15 protein-coding genes are annotated in these 13,875 nt (G+C 66.7%); 12 read left to right on the top strand and 3 right to left on the bottom strand.

Features of this window, described 5'->3' with window-relative positions; all coding sequences use genetic code 11:
- Window positions 1-4: 4 nt before the first annotated feature.
- Window positions 5-358 carry a DUF3060 domain-containing protein gene (locus tag H7I57_RS14720; RefSeq protein WP_372510233.1) on the bottom strand — a complete coding sequence of 118 codons (354 nt, stop codon included), beginning with the start codon at window positions 356-358 and terminating at the stop codon, window positions 5-7.
- Between the two features lie 146 nt (window positions 359-504).
- Here H7I57_RS14720 and H7I57_RS14715 point away from each other — a divergent pair, with 146 nt between their 5' ends.
- The 10 genes from H7I57_RS14715 to H7I57_RS14670 all read left to right on the top strand — a co-directional run bounded on the left by H7I57_RS14715 (window position 505) and on the right by H7I57_RS14670 (window position 9,766).
- Window positions 505-1,059 carry a DUF3558 domain-containing protein gene (locus tag H7I57_RS14715; RefSeq protein WP_264024291.1) on the top strand — a complete coding sequence of 185 codons (555 nt, stop codon included), beginning with the start codon at window positions 505-507 and terminating at the stop codon, window positions 1,057-1,059.
- The gene (locus tag H7I57_RS14710) at window positions 1,016-1,597 is read left to right on the top strand and encodes a DUF3558 domain-containing protein (protein ID WP_264024289.1); all 582 of its coding nucleotides are present in this window, start codon (window positions 1,016-1,018) and stop codon (window positions 1,595-1,597) included. Before H7I57_RS14715 ends, H7I57_RS14710 begins: the two co-directional genes overlap by 44 nt.
- 53 nt (window positions 1,598-1,650) lie before the next feature.
- Entirely contained in the window at window positions 1,651-2,226 is a 576-nt protein-coding gene (locus tag H7I57_RS14705; RefSeq protein WP_264024287.1) for a TetR/AcrR family transcriptional regulator, read from the top strand.
- A gap of 361 nt (window positions 2,227-2,587) precedes the next feature.
- Window positions 2,588-2,962, top strand: a complete 375-nt coding sequence (gene rpsL, locus H7I57_RS14700; protein ID WP_003929602.1) for a 30S ribosomal protein S12 — start codon at window positions 2,588-2,590, stop codon at window positions 2,960-2,962.
- Window positions 2,962-3,432: a 30S ribosomal protein S7 gene (gene rpsG, locus H7I57_RS14695; protein ID WP_057166992.1), complete on the top strand. Its 471-nt coding sequence runs from the start codon at window positions 2,962-2,964 to the stop codon at window positions 3,430-3,432. The genes rpsL and rpsG overlap by 1 nt, the downstream gene beginning before the upstream one ends.
- Before the next feature lie 131 nt (window positions 3,433-3,563).
- A complete protein-coding gene (gene fusA, locus H7I57_RS14690) occupies window positions 3,564-5,624 on the top strand; it encodes an elongation factor G (protein WP_372510231.1) in 2,061 nt (686 codons plus the stop codon).
- Between the two features lie 173 nt (window positions 5,625-5,797).
- Window positions 5,798-6,988 (top strand): elongation factor Tu, encoded by a 1,191-nt coding sequence (gene tuf / locus H7I57_RS14685; RefSeq protein ID WP_264024285.1) that lies wholly within the window; start codon window positions 5,798-5,800, stop codon window positions 6,986-6,988.
- A gap of 213 nt (window positions 6,989-7,201) precedes the next feature.
- Window positions 7,202-7,987: a cutinase family protein gene (locus H7I57_RS14680; protein ID WP_264024418.1), complete on the top strand. Its 786-nt coding sequence runs from the start codon at window positions 7,202-7,204 to the stop codon at window positions 7,985-7,987.
- A 61-nt stretch (window positions 7,988-8,048) separates the two neighbouring features.
- Window positions 8,049-8,873 carry an SHOCT domain-containing protein gene (locus tag H7I57_RS14675; RefSeq protein WP_264024284.1) on the top strand — a complete coding sequence of 275 codons (825 nt, stop codon included), beginning with the start codon at window positions 8,049-8,051 and terminating at the stop codon, window positions 8,871-8,873.
- A gap of 47 nt (window positions 8,874-8,920) precedes the next feature.
- Window positions 8,921-9,766, top strand: a complete 846-nt coding sequence (locus H7I57_RS14670; RefSeq protein WP_264024282.1) for a mycofactocin-coupled SDR family oxidoreductase — start codon at window positions 8,921-8,923, stop codon at window positions 9,764-9,766.
- Here H7I57_RS14670 and rocD read toward each other — a convergent pair.
- Complete coding sequence (rocD, locus tag H7I57_RS14665; protein WP_264024281.1) at window positions 9,763-10,971, bottom strand: ornithine--oxo-acid transaminase; 1,209 nt, start codon at window positions 10,969-10,971, stop codon at window positions 9,763-9,765. The two genes, H7I57_RS14670 and rocD, sit on opposite strands and share 4 nt — an antisense overlap.
- A gap of 41 nt (window positions 10,972-11,012) precedes the next feature.
- On the bottom strand, window positions 11,013-11,873 hold the full coding sequence (gene ddaH / locus H7I57_RS14660; RefSeq protein ID WP_264024280.1) for a dimethylargininase: 861 nt from the start codon (window positions 11,871-11,873) through the stop codon (window positions 11,013-11,015).
- A gap of 113 nt (window positions 11,874-11,986) precedes the next feature.
- Here ddaH and H7I57_RS14655 point away from each other — a divergent pair, with 113 nt between their 5' ends.
- Together H7I57_RS14655 and H7I57_RS14650 are read left to right on the top strand one after the other, a co-directional pair.
- Entirely contained in the window at window positions 11,987-12,433 is a 447-nt protein-coding gene (locus H7I57_RS14655) for an Rv2324 family transcriptional regulator (RefSeq protein WP_264024279.1), read from the top strand.
- A gap of 45 nt (window positions 12,434-12,478) precedes the next feature.
- Window positions 12,479-13,654: an NAD(P)/FAD-dependent oxidoreductase gene (locus H7I57_RS14650; protein WP_264024277.1), complete on the top strand. Its 1,176-nt coding sequence runs from the start codon at window positions 12,479-12,481 to the stop codon at window positions 13,652-13,654.
- Window positions 13,655-13,875: the final 221 nt, after the last annotated feature.

Genomic DNA, 13,875 nt, shown 5'->3' with positions numbered 1-13,875 from the left:
ATGACTAAGCGGGTACCCGGTTGACGCGATTTGTCATCCCCAATTCGCGGCCGCGATCCCAGACGATGGGCTCGCCGTTCTTGTAGAACACCGTCTGATCCCAGCCGTACACCGTGATGTCGTTGATGACGTTGTCGGCGACGACCACGCTCCCCGAGCCCTGGACCGTCACCGCCCAGCAGGTGCCCAGCGCGTTGACCTGATTGCCGGTGCCCACCACGATCAGAGTCGAGTCGTTGCAGTCGATGGTCTGAACCAGGCCGACACCGGTGACGTGGGTGTCGCCGTTCTTGGCGTGCGCGACCGCGGGGACGGCGACGACCGCAGCCGACACACCCACCGCGCACGTCGCCAGCACGCGCCGCACTGCCCTTGAAGTCACGGTGATTCCCTTCGCCTCGCCACGGACAGCGCAAGCGTACGACGTCGGCCGCGGACGCCGTCACCCTTCGCCCTTTCCGCACGAGTCGCTTTGCTCAGGGGCGCTCGGTAGCGTGAACGGCGATGCTCCGGAGTTGGGGACGCGCTGGCCGATTCATCATCGTGGCCGTCACAGCGACGGCGACGGTCGCAGCGTGCGCGCAGACCGTCGGCGGCACGGCACAGCGCGCCGATTCCGGCGTTCCCGACCCCGACCGCAGCTACGGCTACGTCGACGATCGCTGCGGATTGCTCGACGACAGCACGGTGCAGTCCACCCTCGGCGCGGACGACGTGACGCGGCCGTACAGCGGTGCGGTGTGCCAGTACATCCTGTCGCGACGCTCGGGTGCTGCCGCGACCACGATCGACGTCACGTTCTCGTGGTTCGACACCGGCAGCCTGGAGCGCGAGCGCGACCTGGTCACGGTGCGTGGGGCGGTGGTCACCGACATCGTCGTGGAACGCCATGACGCGTTCGCGGCTCGTCGCGACACCACCGGCGCTGCCTGCTCGGCCACCGCCGCGGCGGGCACCGGCGTGTTGAGCTGGTGGGTGCAGTACCGCGGCCAGACCACCGGCGATCCCTGTGTCGATGCCGAGAAGCTGCTGTCGGCGACGTTGCGATCGGACATGTGACGTGGCACGCGTGAGATCCGTCGCCCTGGTCTGCGTCGCCCTTTCGGTTGCGGTCCTGGCGGGGTGTGGCCGCTCCGATCGGCCCGATGAACCCGCCGCTGGACCTGGCGCTGGTGGAATCGCGGGAGGATTCCAGAGCATGGACTGCAATGGGATCACCGACGCCGACGTCGACCGGGCGGCCGGGTCGGAGTTGTTCTCGCTGGCGGTGGTCAGCGATGCGGGCTGCTTCTGGCAGGAGGACACCGGCCTGGGCAGCGTCGGTGCCGGCATGGGCATCTCGACGTGGTGGTACCGCGGCAGCGACATGGACACCGAGCGGGAGCTCGAACAACTGGCCGGGCGCTCGCTGACCGAGCTGTCGATCGACGGCAACAAGGGCTTCAAGGCCGCCGACAACACCGCGTGCAGCATCTATGTGGCCAAGGGCGGCGACGTGATCACATGGTCGATCCAGACGATGAACTCGGCGACCCTGCCCGATCTGTGCTCGATCACCGAACAACTCGCGCGGCTCAGTCAGGAGCGGGTGAACTAGAGTTTCGCTGGTCCGGGATGGGCGGTGCGAATTATCTGAGGGGGATCGGCGAGATGGCAGCTCGGCCGCCGCGGTCGACGAAGCTGAGCCGTGACTCCATCGTCAACGCCGCGCTGACCTTCCTGGACCGCGAGGGCTGGGACGCGCTGACGATCAACGCGCTGGCCAACCAGCTGGGCACCAAGGGGCCGTCTCTCTACAACCACGTGCACAGCCTCGACGACCTGCGCCGGACCGTGCGGATGCGGGTGGTCGGCGACATCATCGACATGCTCAACACGGTCGGGCAGGGTCGCACCCCCGACGATGCGGTGATGGTGATGGCCGGCGCCTACCGCAGCTATGCGCACCACCATCCGGGCCGGTACTCCGCGTTCACCAGGATGCCGCTTGGCGGTGACGATCCGGAGTTCACCGAGGCCACCAGGGCCGCCGCAGCGCCCGTGATCGCGGTGCTGTCCGCCTATGGACTGGACACCGAGGCGGCGTTCTTCGCCGCACTGGAGTTCTGGTCGGCCATGCACGGCTTCGTGCTCCTGGAGATGACCGGCGTGATGGCCGGCATCGACACGGACGGGGTGTTCGCGGACATGGTGATGAGGCTGGCCGCCGGCATGCGAAGCCGATGACGGATCGCGGGTAGCATCGCGGGTAGCGCAGACGGTGGCGTTGACCTGCATGAACGCCACGCCGAGGCGCTCTTGAGCGGGTTTGGAGCGGCGCGGTCTGCCCTGGTATCGTGGACGATCGTGCCTGGCAGATAAGGCGCTCGCGGTTCTCACGACTCGCGAGCATGCCTGCACGCCGGGCAACTTTGCATGTCCGCCATGCCTTGGAAACGTAGGCGCTGCCTCGAAATGTTTCTCGGCTGGCGCGTGCGACACGCCCGGCCGCGGGGTAACCCGGAGGGGCAAAACTGCAGGACACGAGAACTTCAGAAGCACGACAGAACGACACGTCACACCGACGAGCAACACAGGAAGCCGGTACATGCCAACCATCAACCAGCTGGTCCGCAAGGGTCGCCGCGACAAGATCGCCAAGGTGAAGACGGCCGCCCTCAAGGGCAGCCCGCAGCGCCGTGGCGTGTGCACTCGCGTGTACACCACGACCCCGAAGAAGCCGAACTCCGCGCTGCGCAAGGTCGCGCGTGTGAGGCTGACCAGCGCGGTCGAGGTCACCGCCTACATCCCCGGCGAGGGCCACAACCTGCAGGAGCACTCGATGGTGCTGGTGCGCGGCGGGCGTGTGAAGGACCTTCCCGGTGTGCGCTACAAGATCATCCGCGGCTCGCTCGACACCCAGGGTGTGAAGAACCGCAAGCAAGCCCGTAGCCGCTACGGCGCGAAGAAGGAGAAGAGCTGATGCCGCGCAAGGGGCCCGCGCCGAAGCGTCCGCTGGTGAACGACCCGGTCTACGGATCGCAGCTCGTCACCCAGCTGGTCAACAAAGTGCTGCTGGATGGGAAGAAATCGCTGGCCGAGCGCATTGTCTATGGTGCGCTGGAACAGGCTCGCGACAAGACCGGCACCGACCCGGTGGTCACCCTCAAGCGCGCTCTGGACAACGTCAAGCCGGCACTCGAGGTGCGTAGCCGCCGCGTCGGTGGCGCCACCTACCAGGTGCCCGTCGAGGTCCGCCCGGAGCGGTCCACCACGCTGGCGCTGCGCTGGCTGGTCAGCTTCTCCAAGGCCCGTCGCGAGAAGACCATGGTCGAGCGGCTCGCCAACGAGATCCTGGACGCGAGCAATGGCCTGGGTGCCGCCGTCAAGCGGCGCGAGGACACCCACAAGATGGCCGAGGCGAACCGGGCCTTCGCGCACTACCGCTGGTGACTCAGCTCGCCCGCGTTCAGCGCTGACCGCAGGGCGCAACCGAACACCTAACTAGCAAGCGAAAGAGTGGGAATCTAGCCGTGGCACAGGACGTGCTGACCGACCTCACGAAGGTCCGCAACATCGGCATCATGGCGCATATCGACGCCGGTAAGACGACGACGACCGAGCGCATCCTCTACTACACCGGTATCAGCTACAAGATCGGTGAAGTTCACGATGGCGCCGCCACGATGGACTGGATGGAGCAGGAGCAGGAGCGGGGTATCACTATCACCTCGGCTGCCACCACCTGCTTCTGGAACGACAACCAGATCAACATCATCGACACCCCCGGCCACGTCGACTTCACCGTCGAGGTGGAGCGCTCGCTGCGCGTCCTCGATGGTGCCGTCGCCGTCTTCGACGGCAAGGAAGGCGTGGAGCCGCAGTCCGAGCAGGTGTGGCGCCAGGCCGACAAGTACGACGTCCCCCGCATCTGTTTCGTCAACAAGATGGACAAGATCGGCGCGGACTTCTACTTCTCGGTGCGCACGATGGAAGAGCGCCTCGGCGCCAACGTCATCCCCATCCAGCTGCCGGTTGGCAGCGAGGGTGACTTCGCCGGCGTCGTCGACCTGGTCGAGATGAAGGCCAAGGTGTGGAGCGCCGAGGCCAAGCTCGGCGAGAAGTACGACGTCGTGGAATTGTCCAGCCTTCCCGACGACCTCCAACAGAAGGCAGACGAGTACCGCACCAAGCTGCTCGAAGCCGTCGCCGAGACCGACGAGGCGCTGCTCGAGAAGTACTTCGGCGGCGAAGAGCTGACGATCGACGAGATCAAGGGCGCGCTGCGCAAGCTGACGATCTCCTCGCAGGCATACCTGGTGCTGTGTGGTTCGGCGTTCAAGAACAAGGGCGTGCAGCCCATGTTGGACGCGGTCATCGACTACCTGCCCTCGCCGCTGGACGTGCCCCCGGCCGTCGGCCACGCACCCGGCAAAGAGGACGAGGAGATCACCCGCAAGCCGTCCACCGACGAGCCGTTCTCAGCGCTGGCGTTCAAGGTCGCGACGCACCCGTTCTTCGGGAAGCTGACCTACGTCCGCGTCTACTCCGGCACCGTCGAGTCCGGTTCGCAGGTCATCAACGCCACCAAGGGCAAGAAGGAGCGGCTGGGCAAGCTGTTCCAGATGCACTCCAACAAGGAGAACCCGGTCGAACGGGCCTCCGCGGGGCACATCTACGCCGTCATCGGGCTGAAGGACACCACCACCGGTGACACGCTGTCCGACTCGAATCAGCAGGTCGTGCTGGAGTCGATGACGTTCCCCGATCCCGTGATCGAGGTGGCGATCGAGCCCAAGACGAAGAGCGACCAGGAGAAGCTGGGCACCGCGATCCAGAAGCTCGCCGAGGAGGATCCGACCTTCAAGGTGCACCTGGACCAGGAGACCGGCCAGACCGTCATCGGCGGCATGGGCGAGTTGCACCTGGACATCCTCGTCGACCGGATGAAGCGCGAGTTCAAGGTCGAGGCCAACGTCGGCAAGCCGCAGGTCGCCTACAAGGAGACCATCAAGCGCGCCGTCGAGAAGGTCGAGTTCACCCACAAGAAGCAGACGGGTGGCTCGGGCCAGTTCGCGAAGGTGCTCATCTCGCTGGAGCCCTTCAGCGGCGAGGACGGCGCGACCTACGAGTTCGAGAACAAGGTCACCGGCGGCCGCATCCCCCGCGAGTACATCCCGTCGGTGGACGCCGGTGCGCAGGACGCCATGCAGTACGGCGTGCTGGCCGGCTATCCGCTGGTGAACGTGAAGGTCATCCTGCTCGACGGTGCGTTCCACGAGGTCGACTCGTCGGAGATGGCGTTCAAGGTGGCCGGTTCGCAGGTGCTCAAGAAGGCTGCACAGCAAGCGCAGCCCGTCATCCTCGAGCCGATCATGGCTGTCGAGGTCACCACACCCGAGGACTACATGGGTGAGGTGATCGGCGACCTGAACTCCCGCCGTGGTCAGATCCAGGCCATGGAGGAGCGCAGCGGTGCCCGCGTCGTCAGGGCGCATGTGCCGTTGTCAGAGATGTTCGGTTACGTCGGCGACCTCCGGTCGAAGACCCAGGGCCGGGCGAACTACTCCATGGTGTTCGACTCGTACGCCGAAGTTCCGGCGAACGTGTCGAAGGAGATCATCGCGAAGGCGACGGGTCAGTGAGAATCGAGGCGCGCCAGCGCCGAGGATCGGAGCTGAGCCGGAGTCGAGCCATCGGATCGGCGAAGGCCACGGGTCAGTAATCCCGGGGTTTCGTAGGTCTGGTAAGACCACACAACTGAAAACATCAACTCTGCTTTACAAGAAGCACCAACACAGTCCAGGAGGACACCACAGTGGCGAAGGCGAAGTTCGAGCGGACGAAGCCGCACGTCAACATCGGGACCATCGGTCACGTTGACCACGGCAAGACCACGCTGACTGCAGCAATCACCAAGGTTCTGCACGACAAGTACCCCGCGTTGAACGAGTCGCGCGCATTCGACCAGATCGACAATGCGCCTGAGGAGCGTCAGCGCGGTATCACGATCAACATCTCCCACGTGGAGTACCAGACCGAGAAGCGCCATTACGCGCACGTCGACGCCCCCGGTCACGCTGACTACATCAAGAACATGATCACCGGTGCCGCCCAGATGGACGGCGCGATCCTGGTGGTCGCCGCCACTGACGGCCCGATGCCGCAGACCCGCGAGCACGTGCTGCTGGCCCGCCAGGTCGGTGTGCCCTACATCCTGGTCGCACTGAACAAGGCCGACGCCGTCGACGACGAGGAGCTCATCGAGCTCGTCGAGCTGGAGGTCCGCGAACTGCTGGCCGCCCAGGACTTCGACGAGGAGGCCCCGGTCGTGCGCGTCTCGGCGCTCAAGGCGCTCGAGGGTGACGAGAAGTGGGTCAAGTCCGTCGAGGACCTGATGGACGCCGTCGACGAGTCGATCCCGGACCCGGTCCGCGACACCGACAAGCCGTTCCTGATGCCCGTCGAGGACGTCTTCACGATCACCGGCCGCGGCACCGTGGTCACCGGTCGTGTCGAGCGCGGCGTGGTCAACGTGAACGAGGAAGTCGAGATCGTCGGCATCAAGCCGACCAGCACCAAGACCACGGTCACCGGTGTGGAGATGTTCCGCAAGCTGCTCGACCAGGGCCAGGCCGGCGACAACGTGGGTCTGCTGCTGCGCGGCATCAAGCGCGAGGACGTGGAGCGCGGCCAGGTCGTCATCAAGCCGGGCACCACCACCCCGCACACCGAGTTCGAGGGCCAGGTCTACATCCTGTCCAAGGACGAGGGCGGCCGTCACACGCCGTTCTTCAACAACTACCGGCCGCAGTTCTACTTCCGCACCACGGACGTGACCGGTGTTGTGACCCTGCCCGAGGGCACCGAGATGGTGATGCCCGGTGACAACACCGACATCTCCGTCAAGCTGATCCAGCCCGTCGCCATGGACGAGGGCCTGCGCTTCGCGATCCGCGAGGGCGGCCGTACCGTCGGCGCCGGCCGGGTCACCAAGATCGTCAAGTGATCTAGGTTCCAGCCAACGTCAGTGGCGCTCACCCGAAAGGGTGGGCGCCACTTTCGTTTGGCGGCACGGGCGTGCTGTAACGCACCTCCGCGGCCGGTCGATGTACCTGGCAACGGCTGTCGAGGGTTCGGCCGGGGGGATTAGGTAAAGGGTTTTCAGTTGATACGACGTATTACTGCGGTCGCGGCCGCCACCATCGCGACCGGCGCTGCCATGATCGGCCTGTCGGCAGGGACCGCGGCCGCGCAGCCCGCTTGTCCTGACGTCCACTGGATCGGCGCCGCAGGTTCGGGTGAGCGCGCGGGCAATGTCGCCGCCGACGGCGGCATGGGCCGGGTGGTCTACAAGTCGTACCGCGATTTCGCCCGGCTGGTCCAGCAGGACGGCCGCACGATCACCGCCGAGGCCGTCGAGTACCCGGCGACGGCCGTGCCGGAGGACGGCGGCATCCTCGACTGGGCCGGGTTCATGGGCAGCGTCGACACCGGCGCTGCCGCGTTGGCCACGCAGTACGCCACGTTCACCGCGCAGTGCCCGACCACCGAGGTGGTGTTGGCGGGCTACTCGCAGGGCGCGATGGTGGTGCACCGCAATCTGCACGCGCTCGACGCCAACCCCCAACTGGCCGCCGCGCTGCTGATCGCCGATGGTGACCGGTTGCCGCAGGACCCCACGATCAACCTGGGCTCGGTCACGTCCGTTCCCGGCGCGGGCAAGGGCGTCGCACAGGACTGGCCGATCCTCGCGCACGCTCCGGCGCCGCTTCCCGTGTCGATGGGCAGCCGCACGATCAGCGTGTGCGATGTCGGCGACGCGGTCTGTGACTACGACCCCGACGCCGAGGACACGATGAACCCGGCGGCGGTGGCGGCGCACACCAGCTACGCCGGCAGCGCCAGCGCGCTGGATCCCTGGACCATGCCGCTGTACCAGATCGTCGGGCCCTCGCCGGTCCAGGATCCGCTCGCCGGTCAGATGGTGGTCACCGCACGGTCGTGAGTCGCGGCGCACGGCGCCGAAAGCCTCGGCGATATCGGCCTGCTGCGGCGATAATCTGATCATGTCCACGTTCTGGCGCTACGTCCGTGTCCAGCTCTTCGTCCTGTTGTGCGGCATCGTCGGCCCGATCTTCCTCGTCATCTACTTCGTCGCAGGCGGCGGCCAGATGTTCAGCTGGATGTTCTGGACGGGCCTGCTGATCACCGCGCTCGACGTGCTGATCGCCCTGGCCATCACCTTCTACGGCTCCAAATCGGCGGCCAGGACCCAGGAGCTGGAGGCCTCCGGGGTGCTGGCGTTGGCCCAGGTCGTCGGCATCCACGAGACCAACACCCGGATCAACGAGCAGCCCCTGGTGAAGCTCGACCTGCAGGTCTCCGGTCCCGGCATCACGCCGTTCTCGACCCAGGACCAGGTGGTCGCGTCGGTGTCGCGGTTGCCGATGATCACCAGCCGCAAGCTCGTCGCGCTGGTCGATCCCGTCACGAACGAGTATCAGATCGATTGGCAGCGAAGCGCTTTGGTGAGCGGGTTGATGCCCGCGACCTTCAGCATCGCCGAGGAGGGCCGGACCTATGACCTCAGCGGCCAGACCGAACCGCTGATGGAGATCCTGCAGGTACTCAAGGCCAACAACATCGGCATGGACAACATGATCGACCTGCGGTCCAACCCGGCGGCGCGCCAACAGGTGCAGGCCATCGTGCGCCACGCCGCTGCGCGACAGGCGGCGCCACCGCCGGTGCCCGCCGCGGCACCCTACGTCGAGTCGGCCGAACCCACGACCGCCCAACGTCTTCAGGAGCTCGAGACGCTCCGGGCGATCGGATCGATCACCGACGCCGAGTACGCCAGCAAGCGCCAGCAGATCCTCGCCGACCTCTGACCGGCAGCCTCTAGAACGCGTTCTAGTTCTGCTGTTAGCCTGATGCGATGACAGCAGGCCTGGAAGGACGCGTCGCGTTGGTCACCGGAGCGGCGCGTGGCCAGGGCCGCGCGCATGCCGTCCGGCTGGCCGGCGACGGTGCCGACATCATCGCGATCGACGTCTGTGGACCGGTCTCGCAGACCGTCACCTATCCGATGCCCACCTCCGAGGATCTGGCGGAGACGGTGCGCCTGGTCGAGGCGACGGGCCGCAAGGTGCTCTCGCGCGAGGTCGACATCCGGAACCTCGAGGCCCAGCAGCAGGTGGTCGCCGATGGAATGGAACAGTTCGGCCGACTCGATGTCGTGGTGGCCAACGCAGGCATCCTGAGCTGGGGCCGGATCTGGGAGATGTCCGAGCAGCAGTGGGACGACGTCATCGACGTCAACCTCAACGGCACCTGGCGCACGGTCCGCGCTGCGGTCCCCGCGATGATCGAGGCAGGCAACGGCGGATCCATCATCATCGTCAGTTCGTCGGCGGGATTGAAGGCCACCCCGGGCAACGCCCACTACTCGGCGTCCAAGTACGGCCTGGTGGCGCTGACCAACGCGTTGGCGATCGAGGCGGGGGAGTTCGGGATTCGGGTGAACTCGATCCACCCCTACTCCATCGACACGCCGATGGTCCAGCCAGAAGCGATGATGGAGATCTTCGGCAGGTATCCGGCCTTCCTGCACAGCTTTTCGCCGATGCCATACCATCCCGTCAATCACGAAGGCAAGAAGGGCCTGCAGGAATTCATGACGCCCGAAGAGGTTTCGGATGTGGTCGCTTGGCTCGCGAGCGACGGGTCGGCGACGATATCCGGTTCCCAGATCGCGGTCGACCGCGGAACCGCCAAGTACTAGCAGGCGGCCAGGACCTCGGCCAATCGGTCTACGGCCCAGTCGATCTCGTCGGCGGTGATCACCAGCGGCGGTGCGAAGCGCAGCGTCGATCCGTGGGTGTCCTTCACCAGCACCCCGCGGTCGGCGAGCCTCATGCTGATCTGCTTGCCGGTGCCGTGCACCGGGTCGATGTCGACGCCGGCCCACAGCCCCTTCCCGCGCACCGCGACCACTCCGCGGCCGATCAGCCCCTGCAGCCGCGCGTGCAGGTGCTGCCCGAGTTCGGTTGAGCGGCGCTGGAACTCGCCACCGTCGAGCATGCCCACCACGGTGGTGCCGATCGCGGCGGCCAGCGGGTTCCCGCCGAACGTCGAGCCGTGCTCCCCGGGGTGCAGCACCCCGAGGACATCTCGATCGGCGACCACCGCGGACAGTGGCACGATGCCGCCGCCGAGCGCCTTGCCGAGCAGGTACACGTCGGGCACCACGTCCCAGTGGTCACAGGCGAAGGTCCGGCCGGTGCGGGCGAGCCCGGACTGGATCTCGTCGGCGATCATCAGCACGTTGCGATCGGTGCAAAGCGCGCGTACCCGCGGCAGGTAGTCGTCCGGCGGCACGATGATCCCCGCCTCACCCTGGATGGGTTCGAGCAGCACGGCGACGGTGTTCTCGTCGATCGCATCGGCCATCGCGGCGGCGTCGCCGAAGGGCACCGACCGGAATCCGGGGGTGTAGGGACCGAAGCCGCGCCGGGCGGTATCGTCATCGGAGAAGCTGATGATCGTCGTCGTTCTGCCGTGGAAGTTGTTGCGCGCCACCACAATGTTGCCGTGCCCGGCCGGGACCCCCTTGACGTCCAGGCCCCACTTGCGGGTGACCTTGATGCCGCTTTCCACCGCTTCGGCGCCGCTGTTCATCGGCAGCACCATGTCTTTGCCACACAGGCCGGCCAAGGCCGCGCAGAACGGGGCGAGCCGGTCGGAGTGGAAGGCGCGGCTCACCAGCGTGACCGAGTCCAGTTGCGCGTGCGCGGTCGCCGTGACCTCCGGATTGCGGTGCCCGAAGTTGACCGCCGAGTACGCGGCGAGGCAGTCGAGATAGCGCCGCCCTTCGATGTCGGTGATCCACACGCCCTCGGCGCTGACGGCGACGACGGGCAGCGGCGCATAGTTGTGCGCGACGTGGCGGCGGTCGAGGTCGATCACCGCGTCGGTGTCCGTGGTCATGGTGTCCACGGTAGAACGGTCGCCTCCGGCGACGGCGGTGCTCACGGATGTACCTCCAGCGTGCAGCATTTGACGGATCCGCCACCCTTGAGCAGCTCGGACAGGTCCACGCCGACCGGCCGGAAGCCGGCCCGCCGGAGTTGCCCGGCGAAGCCGGTGGCCGCGGACGGCAACACGACGTTGAGGCCGTCGGAGACGACGTTGAGGCCGAGGACGTAGGCGTCGCCGCTGGCCACCTGGATGGCGTCGGGGAACAGCCCGGCGATCGTCATCCGGGAGCGCTCGGTGAACGCCGGCGGGTAGTAGGCGATCGTGTGGTCGTCGAGGACGGCCAGCGCGGTGTCGAGGTGGTAGAAGCGCGGGTCGACGAGCTCGAGGGGAATGACCGGCATGCCGACGTGGTCGGCGATTTCGCGGTGGGCGCGCCGGTCGGTGCGGAAACCATGGCCGGCCAGGATGATCGGTCCGACGACCAGCAGGTCGCCTTGGCCCTCGTTGACGTGTCGGGTCTCGGCGGGCTGGAAACCGTTGCGCGACATCCAGTCCGCGTGGGCGACGGATTCCCCGGCCCGCTCGGCGTGGGCGAAACGCGCGACGACCGCCCTGCCGTTGACGATGAGCCCGCCGTTGGCGGCGTAGACCATGTCCGGAAGCCCTGCCACCGGCTCGACGAGCTCGACGGTGTGCCCGAGTTCGGTGTAGGTCCGGCGCAGCGCTTCCCACTGGTGCAGAGCGCGCCGTGCGTCGACGGGTGTCGCGGTGTCCATCCACGGATTGATGACGTACTCGACGGCGTAGAAGTGCGGGGCGGTCATGACGTACCGGCGCGGCCGCGCCGACCGGGCGTCGCGGACGTCGGAGATGGGGGCCGCAACGACTCCGGCGCCATCAGAAAGCGTCATGAATCAACGATATGGACACCTTCACGCGCAATCAATCGACAACTATTGCGTGTCTACATGTGATCTATTGCGTCAGCGTGCCGATGGCGTAGCTTTGTTGCGTAGGAGGGATCATGGACCGTCTTGATGACACCGACGAACGCATCCTCGCCGAGTTGGCCGAACATGCGCGCGCCACGTTCGCCGAGATCGGCCAGCGGGTGAACCTGTCGGCGCCGGCGGTCAAACGGCGGGTCGACCGCATGCTCGACAGCGGGGTGATCCGCGGATTCACCACCGTCATCGACCGCAACGCCCTCGGCTGGACCACCGAGGCCTACGTCCAGGTCTACTGCCACGGCACCATCGCCCCTGACGAGCTACGAGCGGCGTGGAAGGACATTCCCGAGGTGGTGAGTGCGGCCACGGTCACCGGCACGTCAGACGCGATGCTGCACGTGCTCGCCCGCGACATGCGTCACCTCGAGGAAGCCCTCGAACGCATCCGCGCCAGCGCCGACATCGAGCGCAGCGAGAGCATCGTGGTGCTGTCGAACCTGATCGAGCGGGCCCCCGGTTGACGGGGTGGCGCACCTCGGCCCGACGCGATCGTGTAGAACACCCAAGTGACCACATCAGGAGGCGTCGTGATCGTCGGCGGCGGGCTTGCCGCCGCCAGGACGGCCGAGCAACTGCGTCGTTCCGAGTACGCCGGAGCCATCACGATCGTCAGCGACGAGGACCATCTGCCCTACGATCGGCCGCCGCTGTCGAAGGAAGTGCTGCGCGCCGAGACGAACGACGTCACGCTCAAGCCGGCCGAGTTCTACGCCGAGAACGACATCACGATGCTGCTCGGCAACGGCGCCCGGTCGCTGGACACCTCCGCGAAGGCCTTGACGCTGGCCGACGGATCTCAACTCGGCTACGACGAGCTGATCATCGCGACGGGACTGGTGCCCAAGCGCATTCCGTCTTTCCCCGACCTGCCGGGCATTCACGTGTTGCGCTCGTTCGACGAGAGTCTCGCGCTGCGCAAGGAGGCGGGCACCGCCCGGCGTGCGGTGGTCATCGGCGCAGGTTTCATCGGCTGTGAGGTGGCCGCCAGCCTGCGCGGCCTCGGCGTCGACGTGGTCCTGGTCGAGCCGCAGCCCGCACCGCTGGCGTCGGTGCTCGGCGAGAAGATCGGCGAGCTGGTCACCCGCCTGCACCGGGCCGAGGGCGTCGACGTGCGCTGCGGCGTCGGCGTCACCGAGGTCGCAGGTGAGGAACGCGTGCAGAAGGTGACACTGGGCGACGGCACCGAACTGGAAGCCGACATCGTGGTCGTCGGCATCGGCTCCCGCCCGGCCACCGAATGGCTCGACGGCAGCGGCATCGAGGTCGACAACGGCGTGGTCTGCGACGATGCCGGCCGCGCGAGTGCGCCCCACGTCTGGGCCATCGGTGACGTGGCATCCTGGCGGGACACCGTGGGAGGCCAAGTGCGCGTAGAGCATTGGAGCAATGTGGCCGACCAGGCCAGGGTGCTGGTGCCGTCGATGCTGGGTCAGGATCCGCCCGCGGCGGTATCGGTGCCGTACTTCTGGAGCGACCAGTACGACGTCAAGATCCAGTGTCTCGGTGAGCCCGAGCCCACCGACACCGTGCACGTCGTCGAGGACGACGGCCGCAAATTCCTCGCGTACTACGAGCGCGACGGGGTTGTCGTCGGCGTGGTCGGCGGCGGTTTCCCCGGCAAGGTGATGAAGACCAGGGCCAAGATCGCGTCGGGCGCGCCGATCGCCGATCTCCTCGGCTAGGTTTCTCGCCGAGATTGCTTCTACGGCGGTAATTTTCAGGGGTCTCACCGCCGTGGATGCATTCTCGGCGGTGGTGGGGATTGTGGGCGAGTTCTGTCACCGGCGGCCGGTAGTATCGCATGTATGTGGCGCTCCTAGTGTTCTAGTGGGTGCCTTTTCGCTGTTCAGCGGTTCTTTTGGTTGAGACTCAAGCGTTCTCGGCGTGTTATTGCGCAGATGAG

Origin of the sequence: Mycolicibacterium pyrenivorans, from assembly GCF_025821625.1 — a bacterium.
Taxonomy (GTDB): Bacteria; Actinomycetota; Actinomycetes; order Mycobacteriales; family Mycobacteriaceae; genus Mycobacterium; species Mycobacterium pyrenivorans.
This window is presented reverse-complemented; position numbering and strand designations above follow the sequence as displayed.

Excerpts from the sequence above, each read along its gene's own strand:
- H7I57_RS14715 (WP_264024291.1), top strand. The coding sequence starts at position 505 with ATGCTCCGGAGTTGGGGACGCGCTGGCCGATTCATCATCGTGGCCGTC.
- H7I57_RS14710 (WP_264024289.1), top strand. The coding sequence starts at position 1,016 with ATGCCGAGAAGCTGCTGTCGGCGACGTTGCGATCGGACATGTGACGTG.
- H7I57_RS14705 (WP_264024287.1), top strand. The coding sequence starts at position 1,651 with ATGGCAGCTCGGCCGCCGCGGTCGACGAAGCTGAGCCGTGACTCCATC.
- rpsL (WP_003929602.1), top strand. The coding sequence starts at position 2,588 with ATGCCAACCATCAACCAGCTGGTCCGCAAGGGTCGCCGCGACAAGATC.
- rpsG (WP_057166992.1), top strand. The coding sequence starts at position 2,962 with ATGCCGCGCAAGGGGCCCGCGCCGAAGCGTCCGCTGGTGAACGACCCG.
- fusA (WP_372510231.1), top strand. The coding sequence starts at position 3,564 with ATGGCGCATATCGACGCCGGTAAGACGACGACGACCGAGCGCATCCTC.
- H7I57_RS14680 (WP_264024418.1), top strand. The coding sequence starts at position 7,202 with ATGATCGGCCTGTCGGCAGGGACCGCGGCCGCGCAGCCCGCTTGTCCT.
- H7I57_RS14675 (WP_264024284.1), top strand. The coding sequence starts at position 8,049 with ATGTCCACGTTCTGGCGCTACGTCCGTGTCCAGCTCTTCGTCCTGTTG.
- H7I57_RS14670 (WP_264024282.1), top strand. The coding sequence starts at position 8,921 with ATGACAGCAGGCCTGGAAGGACGCGTCGCGTTGGTCACCGGAGCGGCG.
- rocD (WP_264024281.1), bottom strand. The coding sequence starts at position 10,971 with ATGACCACGGACACCGACGCGGTGATCGACCTCGACCGCCGCCACGTC.
- ddaH (WP_264024280.1), bottom strand. The coding sequence starts at position 11,873 with ATGACGCTTTCTGATGGCGCCGGAGTCGTTGCGGCCCCCATCTCCGAC.
- H7I57_RS14655 (WP_264024279.1), top strand. The coding sequence starts at position 11,987 with ATGGACCGTCTTGATGACACCGACGAACGCATCCTCGCCGAGTTGGCC.